Raw genomic sequence first — 15688 nt, forward strand, 5'->3', positions numbered from 1 at the left:
GCGATGTGAATCATTGCAGCGCCATCGCCAGCACACGCGCCACATGCAGGGCGTCCACCGCCGCGCCATCGTGTATCTGATGGCGGCAACTCGTGCCGTCGGCGACCATCAGCGTGTTGTCGTCGATCTTGCGCACTGCGGGCAATAGCGACAGTTCCGCCATCGCCTGCGAAGTCGCGTAGTGCTCCGCCTCGTAGCCAAAGCTACCGGCCATGCCGCAGCACGACGACTCCACCGTCGACACCTTCAACCCGGGAATCCACTTCAGCACGGTCTGCACGGGCGTGAACGCGTCGAAGGCTTTCTGATGACAATGGCCATGCACCAGCGCCTGTTGCTTCGCTAAGGGTTTCAGCGCGAGTTGCAGACGGCCGGCCGTTTCTTCGCGCACCAGAAACTCTTCGAACAGAAACGCCTGCTGCGAAAGCCGTCGCGCTTCGACGCCGAAACCGTAGTACAGAAACTCGTCGCGCAACGACAGCAGGCATGACGGCTCCAGACCGACGATCGGCACACCTCGCTCCACGAACGGCTTGAACAGATCGAGCATGCGTCGCGCTTCCTGCTTTGCTTCATCGACCAGGCCTGCCGCAAGGAACGTGCGGCCGCAGCACACAGGCCGCTCGCCCTGGCGCGCATTGAAATGCACCGTATAGCCCGCCGCCTCCAGAACTTGCTGCGCCGCGCGCGCGTTCTCCGGTTCCATGTTGTTGTTGAACGTATCGACGAACAGCATCACCTCTTTGAGCGCCGCGCCTTGCGCCGCCCGGTTCGCCACGGCGCTCGACAGAAACGATTTCCTGAAGCGCGGCAAACTGCGTTCAGGTGCGAAGCCCACCGCGCGCTTGAACCATGTCGAGAGCAACGGCACGTTGTCGGCCAGCGCCATCACGCCCGGCATGCGACTCGCGGTCGCTGCATATCGCGGCATGAAGGCCACCAGCCTGTCACGCAAACGCAACCCGTGTCGCTTGACACGCGCCGCCCGCGCTTCGATCTTGAACTTCGCCATATCGACGCCGGTCGGGCAATCGCGCTTGCAACCCTTGCACGACACACACAAGTCGAGTGTGTCCTTGACGTCGTCGCTCGCGAGTCCCGCTTCGCCGAGTTGCCCCGAAATAGCCAGACGCAATGTGTTCGCCCGACCGCGCGTGAGATGCTGTTCGTCCTTCGTCACGCGATAGCTCGGACACATCGTACCCGCGTCGAACTTACGGCAATGGCCGTTGTTGTTGCACATCTCGACGGCTTTCGCGAGACCGCCGGCCAGATCGTTGCCGCTACCCGGCGGCGTTTCCTGCCCCGTCAGCGGATCGCGTTCGACATTCCACGCCGACCAGTCGAGCGCCGTATCGATCCGCTGCGCCTGATAACCCGGCGCGAAGCGGAAATTGCGCGTGTCGTCCATTTTCGGCGGACGTACCATCTTGTCGGGATTGAAGCGGTTGTCCGGATCGAAGAGCGTCTTGATCTCGTTGAAAGCCTGATTCAACCGCGGACCGTATTGCCAGGCAACCCATTCGCCGCGGCACAAACCGTCGCCATGCTCGCCCGAATAAGCGCCCTTGTATTCGCGCACCAACGCCGCCGCTTCTTCGGCGATGGCGCGCATCTTCACCGCGCCGTCGCGCCGCATATCGAGAATTGGCCGCACGTGCAGCGTGCCGACGCTCGCGTGCGCATACCAGGTGCCTTCCGTGCCGTGCCGATGAAACACTTCCGTCAGACGGCTCGTGTACTCGGCGAGATGTTCGAGCGGCACCGCGCAATCTTCGATGAAGGACACGGGCTTGCCGTCGCCCTTCATGCTCATCATGATGTTCAGTCCGGCTTTGCGGACCTCCCACAACGCTTTCTGCTCGTTCGCGTCCGGCATTTCGACAACGGAATCGGGCAAGCCGAGATCGGCCATCAACTCGGTGAGCTGCTTCAACGACGCGATTTGGGCGTCACGATCTTCGCCCGCGAACTCCACCAGCAGAATCGCTTGCGGCTCGCCGACCAATGCCTTGCCGATCACTGGCCGGAACGCGGGGTTGCTCATCGCCAGATCGATCATCGTGCGGTCGACCAGTTCCACCGCGACGGGCTTCAGTTTGACGATGTGCTGCGTCAGATCCATCGACTGCCAGAAGGTCGGGAAGTTGACCACGCCAAGCGTTTTATGCACCGGCAGCGGCACGAGCTTGAGCGTCAACTGACGGCTGAACGCGAGCGTGCCTTCCGAGCCAACCAGCAGATGCGCGAGGTTGGCGACGCCGTCGTCGGTATAGGCGCGCGGGTTCTGGCAATCGAACACGTCGATGTTGTAGCCGGCCACTCGACGCAAGACCTTCGGCACGCGCGCCACGATTTCATCGCGTTCACGCTCGGCGATCTGCTTTACGCCCGCGAGAATCTGCTGCAAGCGCGCGCCTTGCGGCGCTTCGCGCAGCGACGCGAAATGGGCTTCGCTGCCATCGGCAAGAATGGCGTCGATCGCTTCGACGTTGTGCACCATGTTGCCGTATTCGATCGAGCGCGAGCCGCAGGAGTTGTTGCCCGCCATGCCGCCAATCGTGCACTGGGCAGCCGTCGAGACGTCCACCGGAAACCAGAGACCGTGCGGCTTGAGCCACGCGTTCAGATGATCCAGCACGACACCCGGCTCGACCGTCACGGTGCGCGCTTCGGCATCGAAGTCGACGATATTGTTCAGCCACTTGCTGGTGTCGATCACCAGCGCCTCGCCGACCGTCTGCCCGCATTGGCTCGTTCCCGCGCCGCGCGCAAGCAGCGGTACTTTCTCGCTGCGAGCAATTTCCAGCGCGACACGCAGGTCGTCCTGGTCGCGCGGCACTACGACGCCGATCGGCGTGATCTGATAGATCGACGCGTCGGTTGCGTAACGGCCACGGCTGGCGAGATCGAAGAGCACGTCGCCGCGCAACGACTTGCGCAGAAGCTGCGCGAGCGGACTCGTCAGACGGGCGGCGGACGGAACGAGATGAATCGGCTTGACGAGTAAAGCGGAGGTGGGGTTCGTCATTTCGTCGGCCTATAGCAAAACCTGGAGATGCAACTAGTACAGCGTCAGCGTGACCGGTGCGAGCCCTTCGATGCGGCCGCTTGCCGTGCCTGCGCGCTGCGGAAAGAACATGCCGGTATACGACCCAGTGGTCACGACCATGTCCGGCGTAATCGCGATGCCTCGCAAGGTGGCATGATTGACGAGCCAGGTCAGCAGGCGACGGGGATCGCCGGCCGGATTCGCGGGCGTCCCTTCGACCACGTCCTGTCCGTCGAAACTGAAACGCAACGCCGGCGCCACGAACGGAAATTCCTCGTGATACGCAGTGAATTCGCCGACCACCAACGCACCGTTGTTCTGCAGATCGGCGAGCTGCGCGAGTTTGTCGACGGCGGGCCACTGCGCATAGCGGCTCGATACGATCTCGATGGTCGCGCCGATCGAACCGATGCCGGCCAGCACTTCAGATTCGCTGTACGGCGTCGTAGCCGGTTCGAAGTCGCGCTTGAAGCGGAACGCGACTTCCAGTTCGAGCCCAAGCGTTTTGAACACGTTGCGCGGCAGACGCGCGCCGTCCGCGTGGACATCGACATGGGGCAAAGGCGCGCCCTGGATCGGCCCGCTGTCGGACTTCGCGCCGATCTTCCATCCGCCGGGTCGCGCGCCGCTCGCGGCCAGGATTTCGTGCTGGATCGCGTACGCCGCGCCGGCATCGGCGGGAATCATTTCTGGCGGCAGCGAGTCGAGCGTCGTGTGATCGCGGCGGGCGTCGGCGAGTTGCCGGCTGAGTGATGTCGTCATGTCTTGAAGGTCGTTGAATGAGAACGCGCCCGACGCTTATGCGCCCAGACTCGTGCGGACCGTCGCCGGGTCTGCCGCGTCTAGCGCGAACTTGCTTTCCGGCTGCATGCGGAACGCGAGCACGACACCGATCGCCATCAACAGCATGCTGCCGGCGAACGGCAATTCCCAGCTGCCGAAGTAGTCGATCAGAAAGCCGCCCACCACCGGCGAGATGATCGCGGCGAGTGCGGAGCCCGTGTTCATCATGCCGCTCGCAGTGCCCGAGTATTCCGGCGCGATATCCATCGGGATCGCCCACATCGGACCAATCGTCATTTCGGCGAAGAAGAAGCCGGACGCGAGACAGGCCATCGACAGATAGAGGTCGTGCGTGAACATCAGCGGAATCAGCGAGATCATGCAGAAGAACATGCAGACCGACACCATCCAGCTACGCGCGCGCTTCAGGCTACTGGTGCGCGTGAAGATCCAGTCGGTCACGATGCCACCGAGCGTGTCGCCGATCACACCGGCGAAGAACACCACCGAAGCAAAGATCGCCGACTTCTGCAGTTGCAGGTGATAGCTGTGCAGGAAGTATTGCGGAATCCAGCTCAGGAACAGCCAAAGTGTCCAGCCGTAGCAGAAGTACACGATCGTCACGGGCCACATGCGGCGAAAAAGTTTGCCCCACGGCACGCGTGCGGCTTTCGGCTTCGGCGCGGGCAGCACGGCGAGTTCTTCGCTGGTGATGCGTGTATGGTCTTTCGGATGTTCAGTGAACGTGACCGCCCACACGACGACCCATATCAGGCTGAAAATGCCGCAGATATAGAACGATTCGCGCCAGCCCCAGGTGGCCATCACCAGCACGATCAAACCGGGCGCGATCGCATTGCCGATCCGCGAGGCCGCATGTGTGATGCCCTGTGCGAAGCCGCGTTTTTCTTTCGCAACCCAGCGCGCCATCGCCGAAGTGGCAGCGGGAAACGTCGCGCCTTCACCGAAGCCGAGCAACACGCGCGCGGCGAGCAGCGAGATCAGGCCGCCAGCTAAGCCGGTCAGCAAGGTCGCGATGCCCCAGATCGCGCCGCAAAACAGCAGCGTGCGCTTCGCGCCGAAGCGGTCGCTCACCCAGCCGCCAATAATCTGGAAGATCAGGTACGGATACGCGAAGGCCGAGAACACGAGGCCCACTTGCGTATGCGAAAGATGGAATTCCTTGCCGAAGCCCGCAGCCGCCGTGCTGACATTCACGCGGTCGAGGTAAGTGATGAAGTACATGATGCAGAGCATCACTAGAACGATACTGGTCGCACTGGTCACACGAAACCGCTTCATCGCCTCTCTCCATTGCATGTGTCGACGGCGCGCCTGAAGTGACACGCTTGCGTCGTTGCCCCGTCGACGGCATGCGCCGCAGGACCATTGCATGTTGTACGGGCCGCGTTTCTGTGCGCGGCTTGTTGAGGAAAGTGCTCCCCGCCTTCCCTTGATGCGAAATGCCTGTTCTGGGTGGCTTGTTGCTGTGTTGCGTGGTGCTCTGGTGGGTTGCCGCACCTGATGTTCTGCGACGTGGTGGCCGGGCGCTTTGCCCCGGCCACCGCGTCACGCCATGCCGCGCGCGTTCAGGCTGCCGCTTTCAGACCCGACGCTTTGCTCGGCTGGCTCAACCACTCCATAGCGGCAGGCAGACCACTTTCCTTAAGGGCTACACCCGCGAGTCGCAGACCCATTTCGCAACCGGCCAGCGTGGCCAGCAACATCAGGTCGTTACAGTCGCCCAGATGACCGATGCGGAACATGCGGCCTTTCATCTTGCCGAGGCCCGTGCCGAGCGACATGTCGAAGCGTTCGTAGATGATCTTGCGCACGGCATCGGCATCCACACCCTCGGGCATCATCACGCCGGTCAGCACCGGGCTATACACCGACGGATCCGCGCACTGAATCTCAAGACCCCACGCGCGCACTGCACGGCGGGTGGCTTCGGCGAGACGCTCGTGACGGGCGAACACGTTGTCGAGTCCTTCGCCGAGGATCATTTCCAGCGCTTCGTTAAGTCCGTACAGCAGGTTGGTATTCGGCGTGTACGGCCAGTAGCCGGTCTTGTTCATCTCGACGATGTCGGTCCAGTCCCAGAAGCTGCGCGGCAGTTTTGCCTGCTTGGCGGCAGCCATGGCTTTCGGCGAGATCGCGTTGAAGCTGATGCCCGGCGGCAGCATCAAGCCTTTTTGCGAACCGGAGACGGTGACGTCGACGCCCCACTCGTCGTGACGATAGTCGGCGCAGGCGAGACCTGAAATCGTGTCGACCAGCAGTAGCGCCGGATGCCCGGCGGCGTCGATTGCACGACGCACGGCGGCGATATCGGAGGTCACGCCCGTCGACGTTTCGTTATGCACGACGCACACGGCCTTGATCGCGTGCTGGGTGTCGGCACGCAGACGCTCTTCGATCATTTGCGGCTGAACCCCGCGGCGCCAACCTTCGATGCCCGGCAGGCCGAGGAACTCCGGCTTGAGTCCAAGGCTTTCGGCCATCTTTTTCCACAGCGTGGCGAAATGGCCGGTTTCGAACATCAGCACGTGGTCGTTGGGGCTCAGCGTGTTCGACAGTGCTGCTTCCCATGCGCCCGTGCCGGACGCCGGGTAGATCACCACGGGCTGCTGCGTCTTGAAGATTTTCTTGATGCCGTCGAGCACTTTCAGGCCGAGTTCGCCGAACTCCGGGCCACGGTGATCGATGGTGGGATAGCTCATCGCCCGGAGGATGCGGTCGGGCACCGGGCTCGGACCTGGAATTTGCAAAAAGTGACGGCCAGCGGGGTGAAAGTCTAGCTTGAGCATTTGGCTCCTCCGATTGAATTTTGCATTCAAAAAACTATATCAGACGATCCACGACGATCCCAAGGTAAAAAGCGCCTTTTCCTCACCGGTGTTTACCCGTGCTATTAACTAATCGGTGAGCTTCCGATAAAATCCGATCTAACGTGATGTTGAGGGCTTTTGTATGCAAAATTCAGATTTCGAGGCAGGTCTGGCTGTCTCCCCGCTGATGCCGAAGGTTGAGCGGCAGCGTTTGCACGACACGGTGGTGGAGCACATCCGCCGCTTTATCGTCGAAGGGGTGCTCGAGCCGGGCAAGAAACTGAACGAGCGTGAGCTGTGCGAAACGCTCGGCATTTCGCGCACGCCGTTGCGCGAGGCGCTCAAAGTGCTGGCCGCCGAAGGGTTGATCGAGATTTCGCCGAATCGCGGGGCGTCGGTATCGAAGATGTCGGAGGCGGAGTTGCGCGAGACCTTCGAATTGATGAGCGGTCTCGAAGCTTTTTCGGGCGAGCTGGCGGCCGAGCGGATGACCGCGGCCGAGCTGGCGGAGATCAAGGCGCTGCATTACGCCATGCTGGCTTGCCGGACGCAGAACGATCTGGCCGGGTACTACAGCCGCAACCAGGCGATCCACGACAAGATCAATGAGGCCGCGCGGAATTCAGCGCTGCGGCAGACTTATATCGCGGTCAATCGACGCTTGCAGGCGCTGCGCTTTCGTTCGAATTTTCAGATCCCGAAGTGGGATAGCGCGATTCATGACCACGATGAGATGCTGAAGGCGCTCGAGGCCCGCGATGGTAAGCGGCTGAGTGCGATTTTGCGGCAGCATCTGCTCGATAAGCGGGATGCGGTGTTGCAGGTGCAATTGCGGGAAGAGGTGTCGGCTTCGCCGTTGAAGGCTTGAGGCGGGTTTGGCGCATTGGGGTGCCTGGTGCCGCGCAAGAAAGTTGTCCACATAAATTGTTCGCAAGGCTGTGGACAAGTTGCGCATAGCTCGTTCAAGTGATTGATCGCATGGGGAGATTGCGGGTCGGTGCGGGGGTGGGCAGGGGGAGTGGAACGACTAGCCACTCCGACCGGTCGTGAACGATTGCATGAATGAGCACCGGTACTTCCTCATCAGTCGCGATCAGCTCGCCCGCGAGCGGGTGTGAATTTACCCAGCCGCCATCGCTTTTTCGGGGTGACTGATCGCGAGACATAACGAATCGTTGATCTTGCGAAGCTGAGGCGTCCAGCGAGGCGCATCGGCTTCGTAGAACAATGCATTCGCTGAAACGGTTAGCCGTTTCGGCGGGTGTGAGGGGCAGCGATGACGACCTGCCAGTTCGGCGCTCGGCAACGATTTAATTGTTTTGTGAGTTCCGGCCTTTTGGAGAAAGTGGTTCCGGCAATCCTTCAACGCGATGCTTTTTGACCCCGGGATTCTCGTAGAACGCAAAGCGCTCGCGAGCAAACGTCATGACGTCCGCCGGGCCGCTCAGAACGCCGGTGCCACCGTTCCATCCTCGGTCGGCATAGATGCACCAGTCCCCCGATTTCGGCAAGACGGCGTACCGCTGCGAATGAAATCCAATCGCATCGGCGGGACTATCGCCAGGGTCTGCCATCATTATTTCGAAAAAATCATCGTTGGTGTGGCATGCCTGAACGAAGAATCCTGGATACTTACCAAAGTGAAAATTAAAATAGTTGAACGGATCGGGGTCCAGAACAATCAGCGAGAATTCGCCTGACCCCTCGAAAGCAGCAACGCTTCGGATAAGATTGAGAAAAATCTCCGTCGCAATATTTGACGAGTCAAAGTGAAGCCGCGTTGAAGACGGACCCGCTATCGCCTTTTCCATGCAGCTGCTCGCCCGCTCCCACAGCAACGTAAACACCTCACGATTCTGGATCAGGTCGATCTTGCTCATTGGCCACCCAAGCGGATCTTGACCGTTGCTTTCTTCGCGCCTAGAGGGAAGTAGTCTGCAGTCGACTGTCCTTGGTTCGACTCGTTCCGGACCCCGTAGCGATTGCCACCTTTTGTAAACATGTCTATTTTTCCGTCCTGCTCTGCGACTCAATCCATCCGTCATTTCTCAAGTTTGCCTCAAATTCGGCCTTCGTCACGTCAGTCTCAATGTTCGTGACACTGTCCCCCTCAGTTATATCCTCGTACTTGGATGCCACTCGACCTGGCGGAATCCCCTCAACCTCGGTCTCGGCAGAGGGCTTGCACATCGCCTTGATACGATCCCAATTCTCCGCGACCTTTTTCGCGCCCTGACCGATTCCGATCTGACGACCGGATGCTGCATCAGCCGGTAGATCATCGCGATGGCCCTTATCGAACCATCAATCAAGCCCGCCGAGAAATGGCACCCGCCACAAACAGTGGACGTCCCGAGTAGGTTATCGCCCAGCAATCGACCTTTGCCTTGGCGGTTTGCGGGCGGTCCTACCGAAGAGTCGCCGTAGTTATAGTTATCGATCCACTGCTTGGCTTCTTCGGCGGAGATGGCGATATCGGTGCCATCGTTCAGGTCCAGAACGCTGCCGTTCCTTGCAACCGTGGCGGAACGCAACGTGGCTTGCCCGTCCGGCGAATAGCCAAACCTCGCCTTAAATACGCGTGGGGTCCCACCGTTCGCGGCGCTTGCGTACTCCATGAACTTGAAGCTATCGATGCGCGGCCGCCGGTCATAGGTCAAATAAAAATCACCGGTCGGGTTGTAGCCCGCCAGGCGCAGCTCGCCGCCATCCAGCCACTCGTCCATGGACCGGACGGCAGCGTGATTCATCCACGCCTGCTGGAGCAGTACACCTACCGTGCGCGTATGACCGGGAGCTATCAAAGCGAAGCGGCTTATCCACCGAACGTTCGCAATGCCCATTACGACGTGGTGCTGGCGGCCGTGTCGGCCGCACGCATCGAGCTATTACATCTGCACCGATCAGGTTTGATTCACGACGAACTTCTGACCACGCTGGAACACGATCTGGACTTGCAGGAAATCGCCGCGCAGCATGGCAAGGGATAATCGCGCGCACGCCTATCGCGTTGCATCGATCCGCCGCAGCGACTCCGGCAGGCCGTACAGCACGATCAACGCGCACACCAGGCTCATCGCACCGATCACATAGAGGGCCGGCGTCGTGCTGCCGGTCAGATCCCGCACGCGTCCCACCATGATCGGACTTACGATGCCGCCGAGTTGTCCGAGCGTGTTGATCAACGCGATCCCACCGGCCGCCCCCGCGCCCGTCACGAGCTTCGGCGGTAGCGCCCAGAACGCCGGAATCGACGCGACCACCCCTGCGCCCATCACCGCCAGCGCAACGACCAGCAAGGCCGTCTGTTTATCGAAGAAGCCCGCAGCAAAGAAGCCGATGGCCGACATCACCAGCAAGCCGAATACATACTTGCGCCGCTCACCGCTCGCATCGGACAAACGCCCCACCACTACCATGCAGATCGCGCCGGCAATATAGGGAACGGCCGTCAACAAACCGATTACGGTTGGGTTATTCGTCCCCGCCACATGGATCAGATGCGGTGCCCAGAAATTCAACCCGTACGACGCCACCTGAATCAGAAAGTAAACCAGCCCGAGCGTGAGAAAGCCCGGCGTTCTGATTGCGCCCATCAACGAATGCCCGGTGTCCGGATGGCGACTCTGCTGCGCAATCTGCGTCGTCAGAAACGACTTCTCTGCCGTCGACAACCAACCCGCGTCTTCGATCCGGTCTTTTAACAGTTTCAGCACCATGACCCCGAGCACGATGCACGGCAGGCCGCCGAGCAGAAACAGCCAGTGCCAGCCCGGCATGCCGAGCACGCCGTTCATGTGGCCGATCACGAGTCCCGCGAGCGGCGCGCCGACCAGCCCGGAAAACGCGGACGCCAAAAACAGCATCGACGTGACACGTCCGCGGTAGCTCGGCGGAAACCACAACGTGAGGTAGTACAGGACGCCGGGCGCGAAGCCCGCTTCCATCGCGCCGATCACGAAGCGCAGCCCATAGAACTGCCATTCGTTGTTGACGAACACCATCGCCGCCGTCGCCAGACCCCACGAGATCATGATCCGCGCGATCCAGCGCCGCGCGCCGACTTTGTACAGAAACAGATTGCTCGGCACTTCGAACAGCACGTAGCCGATCACGAACAGGCTTGCGCCCAGGCCATACGCGGTGTCGGACAAACCGAGATCGCTCTGCAACTGAAACTTCGCGAAGCTGATGTTGATGCGATCGAAGAACGCAAACAGATAGCAGATCATGATCAAAGGCATCAACCGCCACGCCACCTTGCGGATGATGGTCGCGGCATCGTCCGCGCTGTGTTCACGGTTGCCGGTTGCGACTGCGCCCAGGTCACTCATGTTTGTCTCCAATGCCGGATTCGGCGATGCCGTCCGGTCGTTTAATCGATCAGGGGCAGCTCAGATCTGCCGAACGTAGTCAGGCACGGGATGCAGGTCACGGTTGCGGCCGGCCTTCGCCAGTTGACCGGGTACGTCGTGGCCGAGCAACGCCGGCAACCCGCGCGACAACGCGAGCAGTTTTTCCAGATCGATACCGGTCGGGATGCCCATTTCGTCGCATAGGTTGACGAGGTCTTCCGTGCAGATGTTGCCGGACGCGCCGGGCGCGAACGGGCAACCGCCCAGGCCGCCCAGGGCCGCATCGAAACGCCGTGCGCCGGCCTCGTAGGCGGCCAGCAGGTTGGCGAGACCCAGACCGCGCGTGTTGTGAAAATGCAGCGTGAGTGCCGTAGCCGGCAGCCTGTCGAGCACGCGCGTGACGAGCCGCGTCACCTGACGCGGATTCGCCATGCCGGTCGTGTCCGCGAGCGTGATGCCCTCGATCCCCATCTCACGATACGTATCGACAATACTGATGACACGGTCTTCGTCGATCTTGCCTTCGAACGGACAACCGAAGGTGGTCGCTACCGATGCGTTCAGCAACACGCCCGAGTCCTTCACGTGCCGCACGATGTCGCCGAACGCCACCAGCGACGACTCGCAACTCATGCGCATGTTCGCGCGGTTGTGCGTCTGACTCGCGGACATCACCAGATTCAACTCATCCGCGCGTGAGGCCAGCGCACGTTCGGCGCCCTTCAGATTCGGAATCAACGCGACGTAGATCACACCCGGTTGGCGCTCGATCTGCTGGAACACGGCTTCGCCGTCACGCAGCGCCGGAATTGCTTTCGGCGACACGAACGACCCTGCCTCGATGCGCGTGAAGCCCGCAGTCGATAGCGCGTTGATCAGGGCGATCTTGTCGGCTGTGTCGACCCACGTAGGTTCGATCTGCAAGCCGTCGCGCGGCGCGACTTCCTGCACGATCAGTTTGTCGTATTGGGGGTGGCTCATTGCACGGCTCCTTCGCGGCGCAGCCGCTCGATGTCTTCGCTGGTGAATCCGAGTTCGCTGAGTACGCTGCCGGTGTGCTCGCCGAGCGTCGGCCCTTGCCAGCGCACTTCGCCGGGTGTGTCCGAGAGCTTGGGTACGATCCCCGGCATCTTCACCGACGCACCGCCCGGCAATTGCGCCGGCAGCAACATGTCGCGCGCCTGGTAGTGCGGATCGGCGACGATGTCGGCCACCGAATAAATACGTCCGGCCGGCACTTCCGCGCTTTCGAGCGCAGTCAGCACGTCGTCGGTGGAATGGTGCGAGGTCCAGGCGGTGATCGCCTGATCGAGCATCGCGCACTGCTTCGCGCGGCCGTCGTTGCGGGCTAACGCGGGATCGTCGGCAAGGTCGGGGCGGCCGATCACCTGCATGAGGCGCTTGAAAATCGGATCGCTGTTACCCGCGATCACGACGAAGCCTTCGTCTTCCGTGCGATAGGTATTCGATGGCGCGATGCCCGGCAACGCGCCGCCGCTGCGCTCGCGCACATGACCGAGCAGGTCATATTCCGGCACGAGGCTTTCCATCAGGTTGAACACGCTTTCGACCAGCGAGACGTCCACCACCTGACCTTCACCTTGTCCGGTCTTCACGCGCAACAGGGACATCAGCGCGCCGATCACGCCATGCAGCGACGCGAGCGAATCGCCCAGACTCACGCCGACGCGCGCCGGTGCGCCGTCCACTTCGCCAGTGGTGTAGCGAATCCCGCCCATGGCTTCGCCGATCGCGCCGAAGCCCGGCCGGTCGCGATACGGGCCGGTCTGGCCGTAGCCGGAGATGCGGACCATGGTCAGTTTGGGGTTGATGGCGTGCAGCACGTCCCAGCCGAGACCAAGCTTTTCCAGCGCGCCGGGACGGAGGTTTTCGATCACCACGTCGGCGTCGGCCGCAAGCCGTTTAACGACGTCGACGCCATCCGCCGACTTCAGATTCACGCAGATCGACTTCTTGTTGCGCGACTGCAGATACCACCAGAGCGAGGTGCCTTCATGCAGCTTGCGCCATTTGCGAAGGGGGTCGCCGGTCTCGGGCGCTTCGATCTTGACGACGTCGGCGCCGAACTCGGCCATGAGCCGCGCGGCGAACGGCGCGGCGATGAGGGTTCCGATCTCGATGACGCGGATACCCTGAAGGGGTCCACCCATTGTGCTGTCTCCCAGGCGGGTTTCGTATTGGAAGACAGATTAGGTGGGGCACGGCGGCGGCGTCCAACCGCAATTCGCCAACGACCGTTCGCGAACGGCGAACGCTCAGGTTTCGGCCACGGGCGGCGGAACCTCGGTGGCTGGCACGGTTTCTACCTTTTCCGCAGCTTCGATCGAGCGCAGATGGTCGAACAGCAGCCGGCTCACGGGCGAGAGCGCGTCGACGTCGCGGACCACCAGCACGAGGCTACGCTCGGACCAATCGTCCTCCAGCGGCGCGCCCACCAGCCCCAGCGGACGCCCCATGAGCTGAAACACCTTCTGCGGCAATACGCCGACGCCCATGCCGGCCTGCACCATCCGGCACACCGCGTCGAATCCCGGCACGTGGATGCGCAGCCTTAACGGCTTGCCGGCCTGCCGTGCCGCGAGATGCGTGCGGGCATTGATGGAACTGGCAGCGTGCAGGCCGACGTGATCGCCATCCAGCGTTTCGACGAAGGCGACGCTTTGACGCGCGGCCAACGGATGGTCGTCGCGCATCACCAGCACGAGCGAATCGCGCCGGTAGTGTTCGACGTGCAGATCGCGCGTGTCGGCGTCGCCGGAACAGATGCCAAGGTCTGCAAGGCTGTCGTCGATGCCTTCGACCACGCCGCCGCTCGGCCGCTCTTCGAGATCGAGCTTGACGCGCTCGTGCTGCAACTGGAACGCGCGCAAATCCTCCGGCAGAAATTCGACGATCGCGGACAGATTGGCCATCATCCGCACATAGCCGCGCACGCCGCTCGCGTGGCCGGCCAATTCGATACCGATGTTTTCGATGTCGCGCATCACGCGGCGTGCGTGATGCAGCAGCGTTTCGCCGGCCGGCGTGAGCGTCATGCCGCGCGCGTTGCGCTGGAAAAGCGTAGCGCCCACCGCCTGTTCGAGTTCGAGCAGACGCTTGCTCGCGGCGGAAACGGCAATCGCCTCACGCTCGGCGGCACGCGTGAGCGTGCCTTCTTCGTAGACGGCGAGGAAGAGTTGCAGCGTGGTGAGGTCGAGCCTTCGGAGAAGGTTTTTGATTACCATGGCGGGGCGCCGGGAGTTCGATCAGTGGTAATCATCCTCTAGCTGATGCCGCACAGCCAGCACGGTGACAGTTTGACTATCTTCGATGTCGAACAGAGCGACGTATCCCGACCTGCCGAACGGCACGATCAGTTCACGCAAGAACGGCGTATCGCGCTGCACCTTGCGGCAGGTGAACGGCGACGTGCGCAGGGTCGCCATGCCATCGCGGATCGCCTGCAGCGCGCGTTCGTCAAGCTGGAAATCCGTCTCGTCACGTTCGAGAATGACGTCGTAGAGTCGTTCAAGGTCGGCTGCGGCAGCACGCGTGAAACGGACCTGATACGTCATCGTTTCTTCTTCGCCTTGGCTTTCGCCTCGCCGAGCCGTGCTTCGAGTCGGGCCACCACGTCGTCGGCCGAAACGTAGTCGCCGCTCTCTTTCGCATCATCATGTGAAACCAGCCCACGCACGACGAATTCACGGTGCTGCAGGCGCCGCGCGATGTTGTCGCGAATGGCCTGCTCTACAAAGTTCGAAATACTTTCACCGTCTTGCAGCACGTCTTCAGCCGCGGCTCGCAATTCCGGCTCGACCCGCACCGACGGAAAATTGGCGCTCTCATCATTCACCTCATGCATCGCATTTGCAATGCATTATCGCGCCATCCGGTTTTTCGGTGCAAGCGAGCGCGGCCAGCCACCTCGCCGTCGAAGCTGATTCAATCCTTCCAGGCCGACCCCAGAATCATCGTGCAAAAATTCTCGCGATGATAATGCGGGTCTTTCAGCGCCAGCACATCGGCCTTTACGTTGCCGAACGTCGTGTCGGGCTTGTAGATCGTCCCCTGTGCGAAGGCGTCGATAATGCCTTCCTTGAAGTGCTCGCCACGCGGATGCGCATGAATGACCTCATGCCGATGGTGCTCGCTGAACTGATCGTACTCGAGACCCAGTACGTCCATTTCCACGCCTGCCGTCACCAGCGCGACCACGGGCTTCATATGCTGCGGAATACCCGGCGTGGTGTGCAACGCGATCGAATTCCACACCTGATCGATGTCGTCCTCGCCGATGCCGTGACGGCGCAGGAATTGACGCGCCGCATTTGCACCGTCCACTTCGAAACGGTCATGCTCGCTGCTATACGGCGCGACGAGGCCCATGTCATGGAACATTGCGCCGATGTACAACAGCTCCGGATCGTACTTCAACTCTTTGCGCACGCCGGCCAGCGAGCCGAACAGGAAAACCCGCCGCGAATGGTGATACAGCAATTCGGTTTCGGTGTCGCGCACGAGTTGGGTGGCTTCACGCGCCATCATGCTGTCTGGAATCTTGATACCTGCGATCGTGGTCATGTGAGATGCTCCTTAACGGATTCAAATGGACGGAACGCGCGGTCTTTGTGACTTGGAAGCGCGTTTGGTATGCTGGCCCGCGG

General features: G+C 61.4%; 14 protein-coding genes and 1 pseudogene. 2 read left to right on the forward strand and 13 right to left on the reverse strand.

Translation table 11 applies throughout. The features are described 5' to 3' along the window. Positions 1–10 precede the first annotated feature (10 nt). The 4 genes from FQ705_RS07335 to FQ705_RS07350 all read right to left on the reverse strand — a co-directional run bounded on the left by FQ705_RS07335 (position 11) and on the right by FQ705_RS07350 (position 6645). Positions 11–3031, reverse strand: a complete 3021-nt coding sequence (locus FQ705_RS07335) for an FAD-binding and (Fe-S)-binding domain-containing protein (protein ID WP_144138944.1) — start codon at positions 3029–3031, stop codon at positions 11–13. Between the two features lie 33 nt (positions 3032–3064). Continuing rightward, positions 3065–3814, reverse strand: a complete 750-nt coding sequence (locus tag FQ705_RS07340; RefSeq protein WP_144138947.1) for a 2-keto-4-pentenoate hydratase — start codon at positions 3812–3814, stop codon at positions 3065–3067. A 36-nt stretch (positions 3815–3850) separates the two neighbouring features. Beyond that, positions 3851–5137 (reverse strand): MFS transporter, encoded by a 1287-nt coding sequence (locus tag FQ705_RS07345; RefSeq protein ID WP_144138950.1) that lies wholly within the window; start codon positions 5135–5137, stop codon positions 3851–3853. Positions 5138–5424: 287 nt separating this feature from the next. Continuing rightward, positions 5425–6645 carry a pyridoxal-phosphate-dependent aminotransferase family protein gene (locus tag FQ705_RS07350; RefSeq protein ID WP_144138953.1) on the reverse strand — a complete coding sequence of 407 codons (1221 nt, stop codon included), beginning with the start codon at positions 6643–6645 and terminating at the stop codon, positions 5425–5427. 163 nt (positions 6646–6808) lie between these two features. On the opposite strand from FQ705_RS07350, the gene FQ705_RS07355 reads away from it, so the two are divergent. Beyond that, positions 6809–7534: a GntR family transcriptional regulator gene (locus tag FQ705_RS07355; RefSeq protein WP_144138955.1), complete on the forward strand. Its 726-nt coding sequence runs from the start codon at positions 6809–6811 to the stop codon at positions 7532–7534. A 442-nt stretch (positions 7535–7976) separates the two neighbouring features. Here the strand turns inward: FQ705_RS07355 and FQ705_RS07360 are convergent, their stop codons facing one another. Together FQ705_RS07360 and FQ705_RS07365 are read right to left on the reverse strand one after the other, a co-directional pair. Beyond that, positions 7977–8546, reverse strand: coding sequence for a hypothetical protein (locus FQ705_RS07360; RefSeq protein WP_144138958.1), 570 nt, complete (start codon positions 8544–8546; stop codon positions 7977–7979). A 234-nt stretch (positions 8547–8780) separates the two neighbouring features. After that, positions 8781–9416, reverse strand: coding sequence for a hypothetical protein (locus tag FQ705_RS07365; protein WP_260854518.1), 636 nt, complete (start codon positions 9414–9416; stop codon positions 8781–8783). Here FQ705_RS07365 and FQ705_RS07370 point away from each other — a divergent pair. Further along, positions 9360–9656, forward strand: a pseudogene (locus tag FQ705_RS07370) (Na+/H+ antiporter); the annotation flags it as partial. The gene FQ705_RS07365 and the pseudogene FQ705_RS07370 overlap by 57 nt on opposite strands. A gap of 12 nt (positions 9657–9668) precedes the next feature. Here the strand turns inward: FQ705_RS07370 and FQ705_RS07375 are convergent. The 7 genes from FQ705_RS07375 to FQ705_RS07405 all read right to left on the reverse strand — a co-directional run bounded on the left by FQ705_RS07375 (position 9669) and on the right by FQ705_RS07405 (position 15605). Further along, positions 9669–11000: an MFS transporter gene (locus tag FQ705_RS07375; RefSeq protein ID WP_144138961.1), complete on the reverse strand. Its 1332-nt coding sequence runs from the start codon at positions 10998–11000 to the stop codon at positions 9669–9671. Between the two features lie 60 nt (positions 11001–11060). Next, positions 11061–12002 carry a hydroxymethylglutaryl-CoA lyase gene (locus FQ705_RS07380; RefSeq protein ID WP_144138963.1) on the reverse strand — a complete coding sequence of 314 codons (942 nt, stop codon included), beginning with the start codon at positions 12000–12002 and terminating at the stop codon, positions 11061–11063. Then, positions 11999–13192: a CaiB/BaiF CoA transferase family protein gene (locus FQ705_RS07385; RefSeq protein ID WP_144138966.1), complete on the reverse strand. Its 1194-nt coding sequence runs from the start codon at positions 13190–13192 to the stop codon at positions 11999–12001. The genes FQ705_RS07380 and FQ705_RS07385 overlap by 4 nt, the downstream gene beginning before the upstream one ends. A 105-nt stretch (positions 13193–13297) precedes the next feature. Further along, positions 13298–14266 (reverse strand): LysR family transcriptional regulator, encoded by a 969-nt coding sequence (locus tag FQ705_RS07390; RefSeq protein ID WP_144138969.1) that lies wholly within the window; start codon positions 14264–14266, stop codon positions 13298–13300. 21 nt (positions 14267–14287) lie between these two features. Beyond that, positions 14288–14596: a type II toxin-antitoxin system RelE/ParE family toxin gene (locus FQ705_RS07395; RefSeq protein WP_144138971.1), complete on the reverse strand. Its 309-nt coding sequence runs from the start codon at positions 14594–14596 to the stop codon at positions 14288–14290. Continuing rightward, positions 14593–14886: a YlcI/YnfO family protein gene (locus FQ705_RS07400; protein WP_144138974.1), complete on the reverse strand. Its 294-nt coding sequence runs from the start codon at positions 14884–14886 to the stop codon at positions 14593–14595. Before FQ705_RS07400 ends, FQ705_RS07395 begins: the two co-directional genes overlap by 4 nt. An 80-nt stretch (positions 14887–14966) precedes the next feature. Beyond that, positions 14967–15605: an HD domain-containing protein gene (locus tag FQ705_RS07405; protein ID WP_144138977.1), complete on the reverse strand. Its 639-nt coding sequence runs from the start codon at positions 15603–15605 to the stop codon at positions 14967–14969. Positions 15606–15688: the final 83 nt, after the last annotated feature.

Source organism: Paraburkholderia sp. BCC1884 (genome assembly GCF_900996225.1).
Taxonomy (GTDB): Bacteria; Pseudomonadota; Gammaproteobacteria; order Burkholderiales; family Burkholderiaceae; genus Paraburkholderia.

Coding starts and splice junctions, on each gene's coding strand:
- FQ705_RS07385 (WP_144138966.1), bottom strand. CDS start 13,192: ATGGGTGGACCCCTTCAGGGTATCCGCGTCATCGAGATCGGAACCCTC.
- FQ705_RS07340 (WP_144138947.1), bottom strand. CDS start 3,814: ATGACGACATCACTCAGCCGGCAACTCGCCGACGCCCGCCGCGATCAC.
- FQ705_RS07350 (WP_144138953.1), bottom strand. CDS start 6,645: ATGCTCAAGCTAGACTTTCACCCCGCTGGCCGTCACTTTTTGCAAATT.
- FQ705_RS07380 (WP_144138963.1), bottom strand. CDS start 12,002: ATGAGCCACCCCCAATACGACAAACTGATCGTGCAGGAAGTCGCGCCG.
- FQ705_RS07405 (WP_144138977.1), bottom strand. CDS start 15,605: ATGACCACGATCGCAGGTATCAAGATTCCAGACAGCATGATGGCGCGT.
- FQ705_RS07375 (WP_144138961.1), bottom strand. CDS start 11,000: ATGAGTGACCTGGGCGCAGTCGCAACCGGCAACCGTGAACACAGCGCG.
- FQ705_RS07335 (WP_144138944.1), bottom strand. CDS start 3,031: ATGACGAACCCCACCTCCGCTTTACTCGTCAAGCCGATTCATCTCGTT.
- FQ705_RS07395 (WP_144138971.1), bottom strand. CDS start 14,596: ATGACGTATCAGGTCCGTTTCACGCGTGCTGCCGCAGCCGACCTTGAA.
- FQ705_RS07345 (WP_144138950.1), bottom strand. CDS start 5,137: ATGAAGCGGTTTCGTGTGACCAGTGCGACCAGTATCGTTCTAGTGATG.
- FQ705_RS07365 (WP_260854518.1), bottom strand. CDS start 9,416: ATGAATCACGCTGCCGTCCGGTCCATGGACGAGTGGCTGGATGGCGGC.
- FQ705_RS07355 (WP_144138955.1), top strand. CDS start 6,809: ATGCAAAATTCAGATTTCGAGGCAGGTCTGGCTGTCTCCCCGCTGATG.
- FQ705_RS07400 (WP_144138974.1), bottom strand. CDS start 14,886: ATGCATGAGGTGAATGATGAGAGCGCCAATTTTCCGTCGGTGCGGGTC.
- FQ705_RS07390 (WP_144138969.1), bottom strand. CDS start 14,266: ATGGTAATCAAAAACCTTCTCCGAAGGCTCGACCTCACCACGCTGCAA.
- FQ705_RS07360 (WP_144138958.1), bottom strand. CDS start 8,546: ATGAGCAAGATCGACCTGATCCAGAATCGTGAGGTGTTTACGTTGCTG.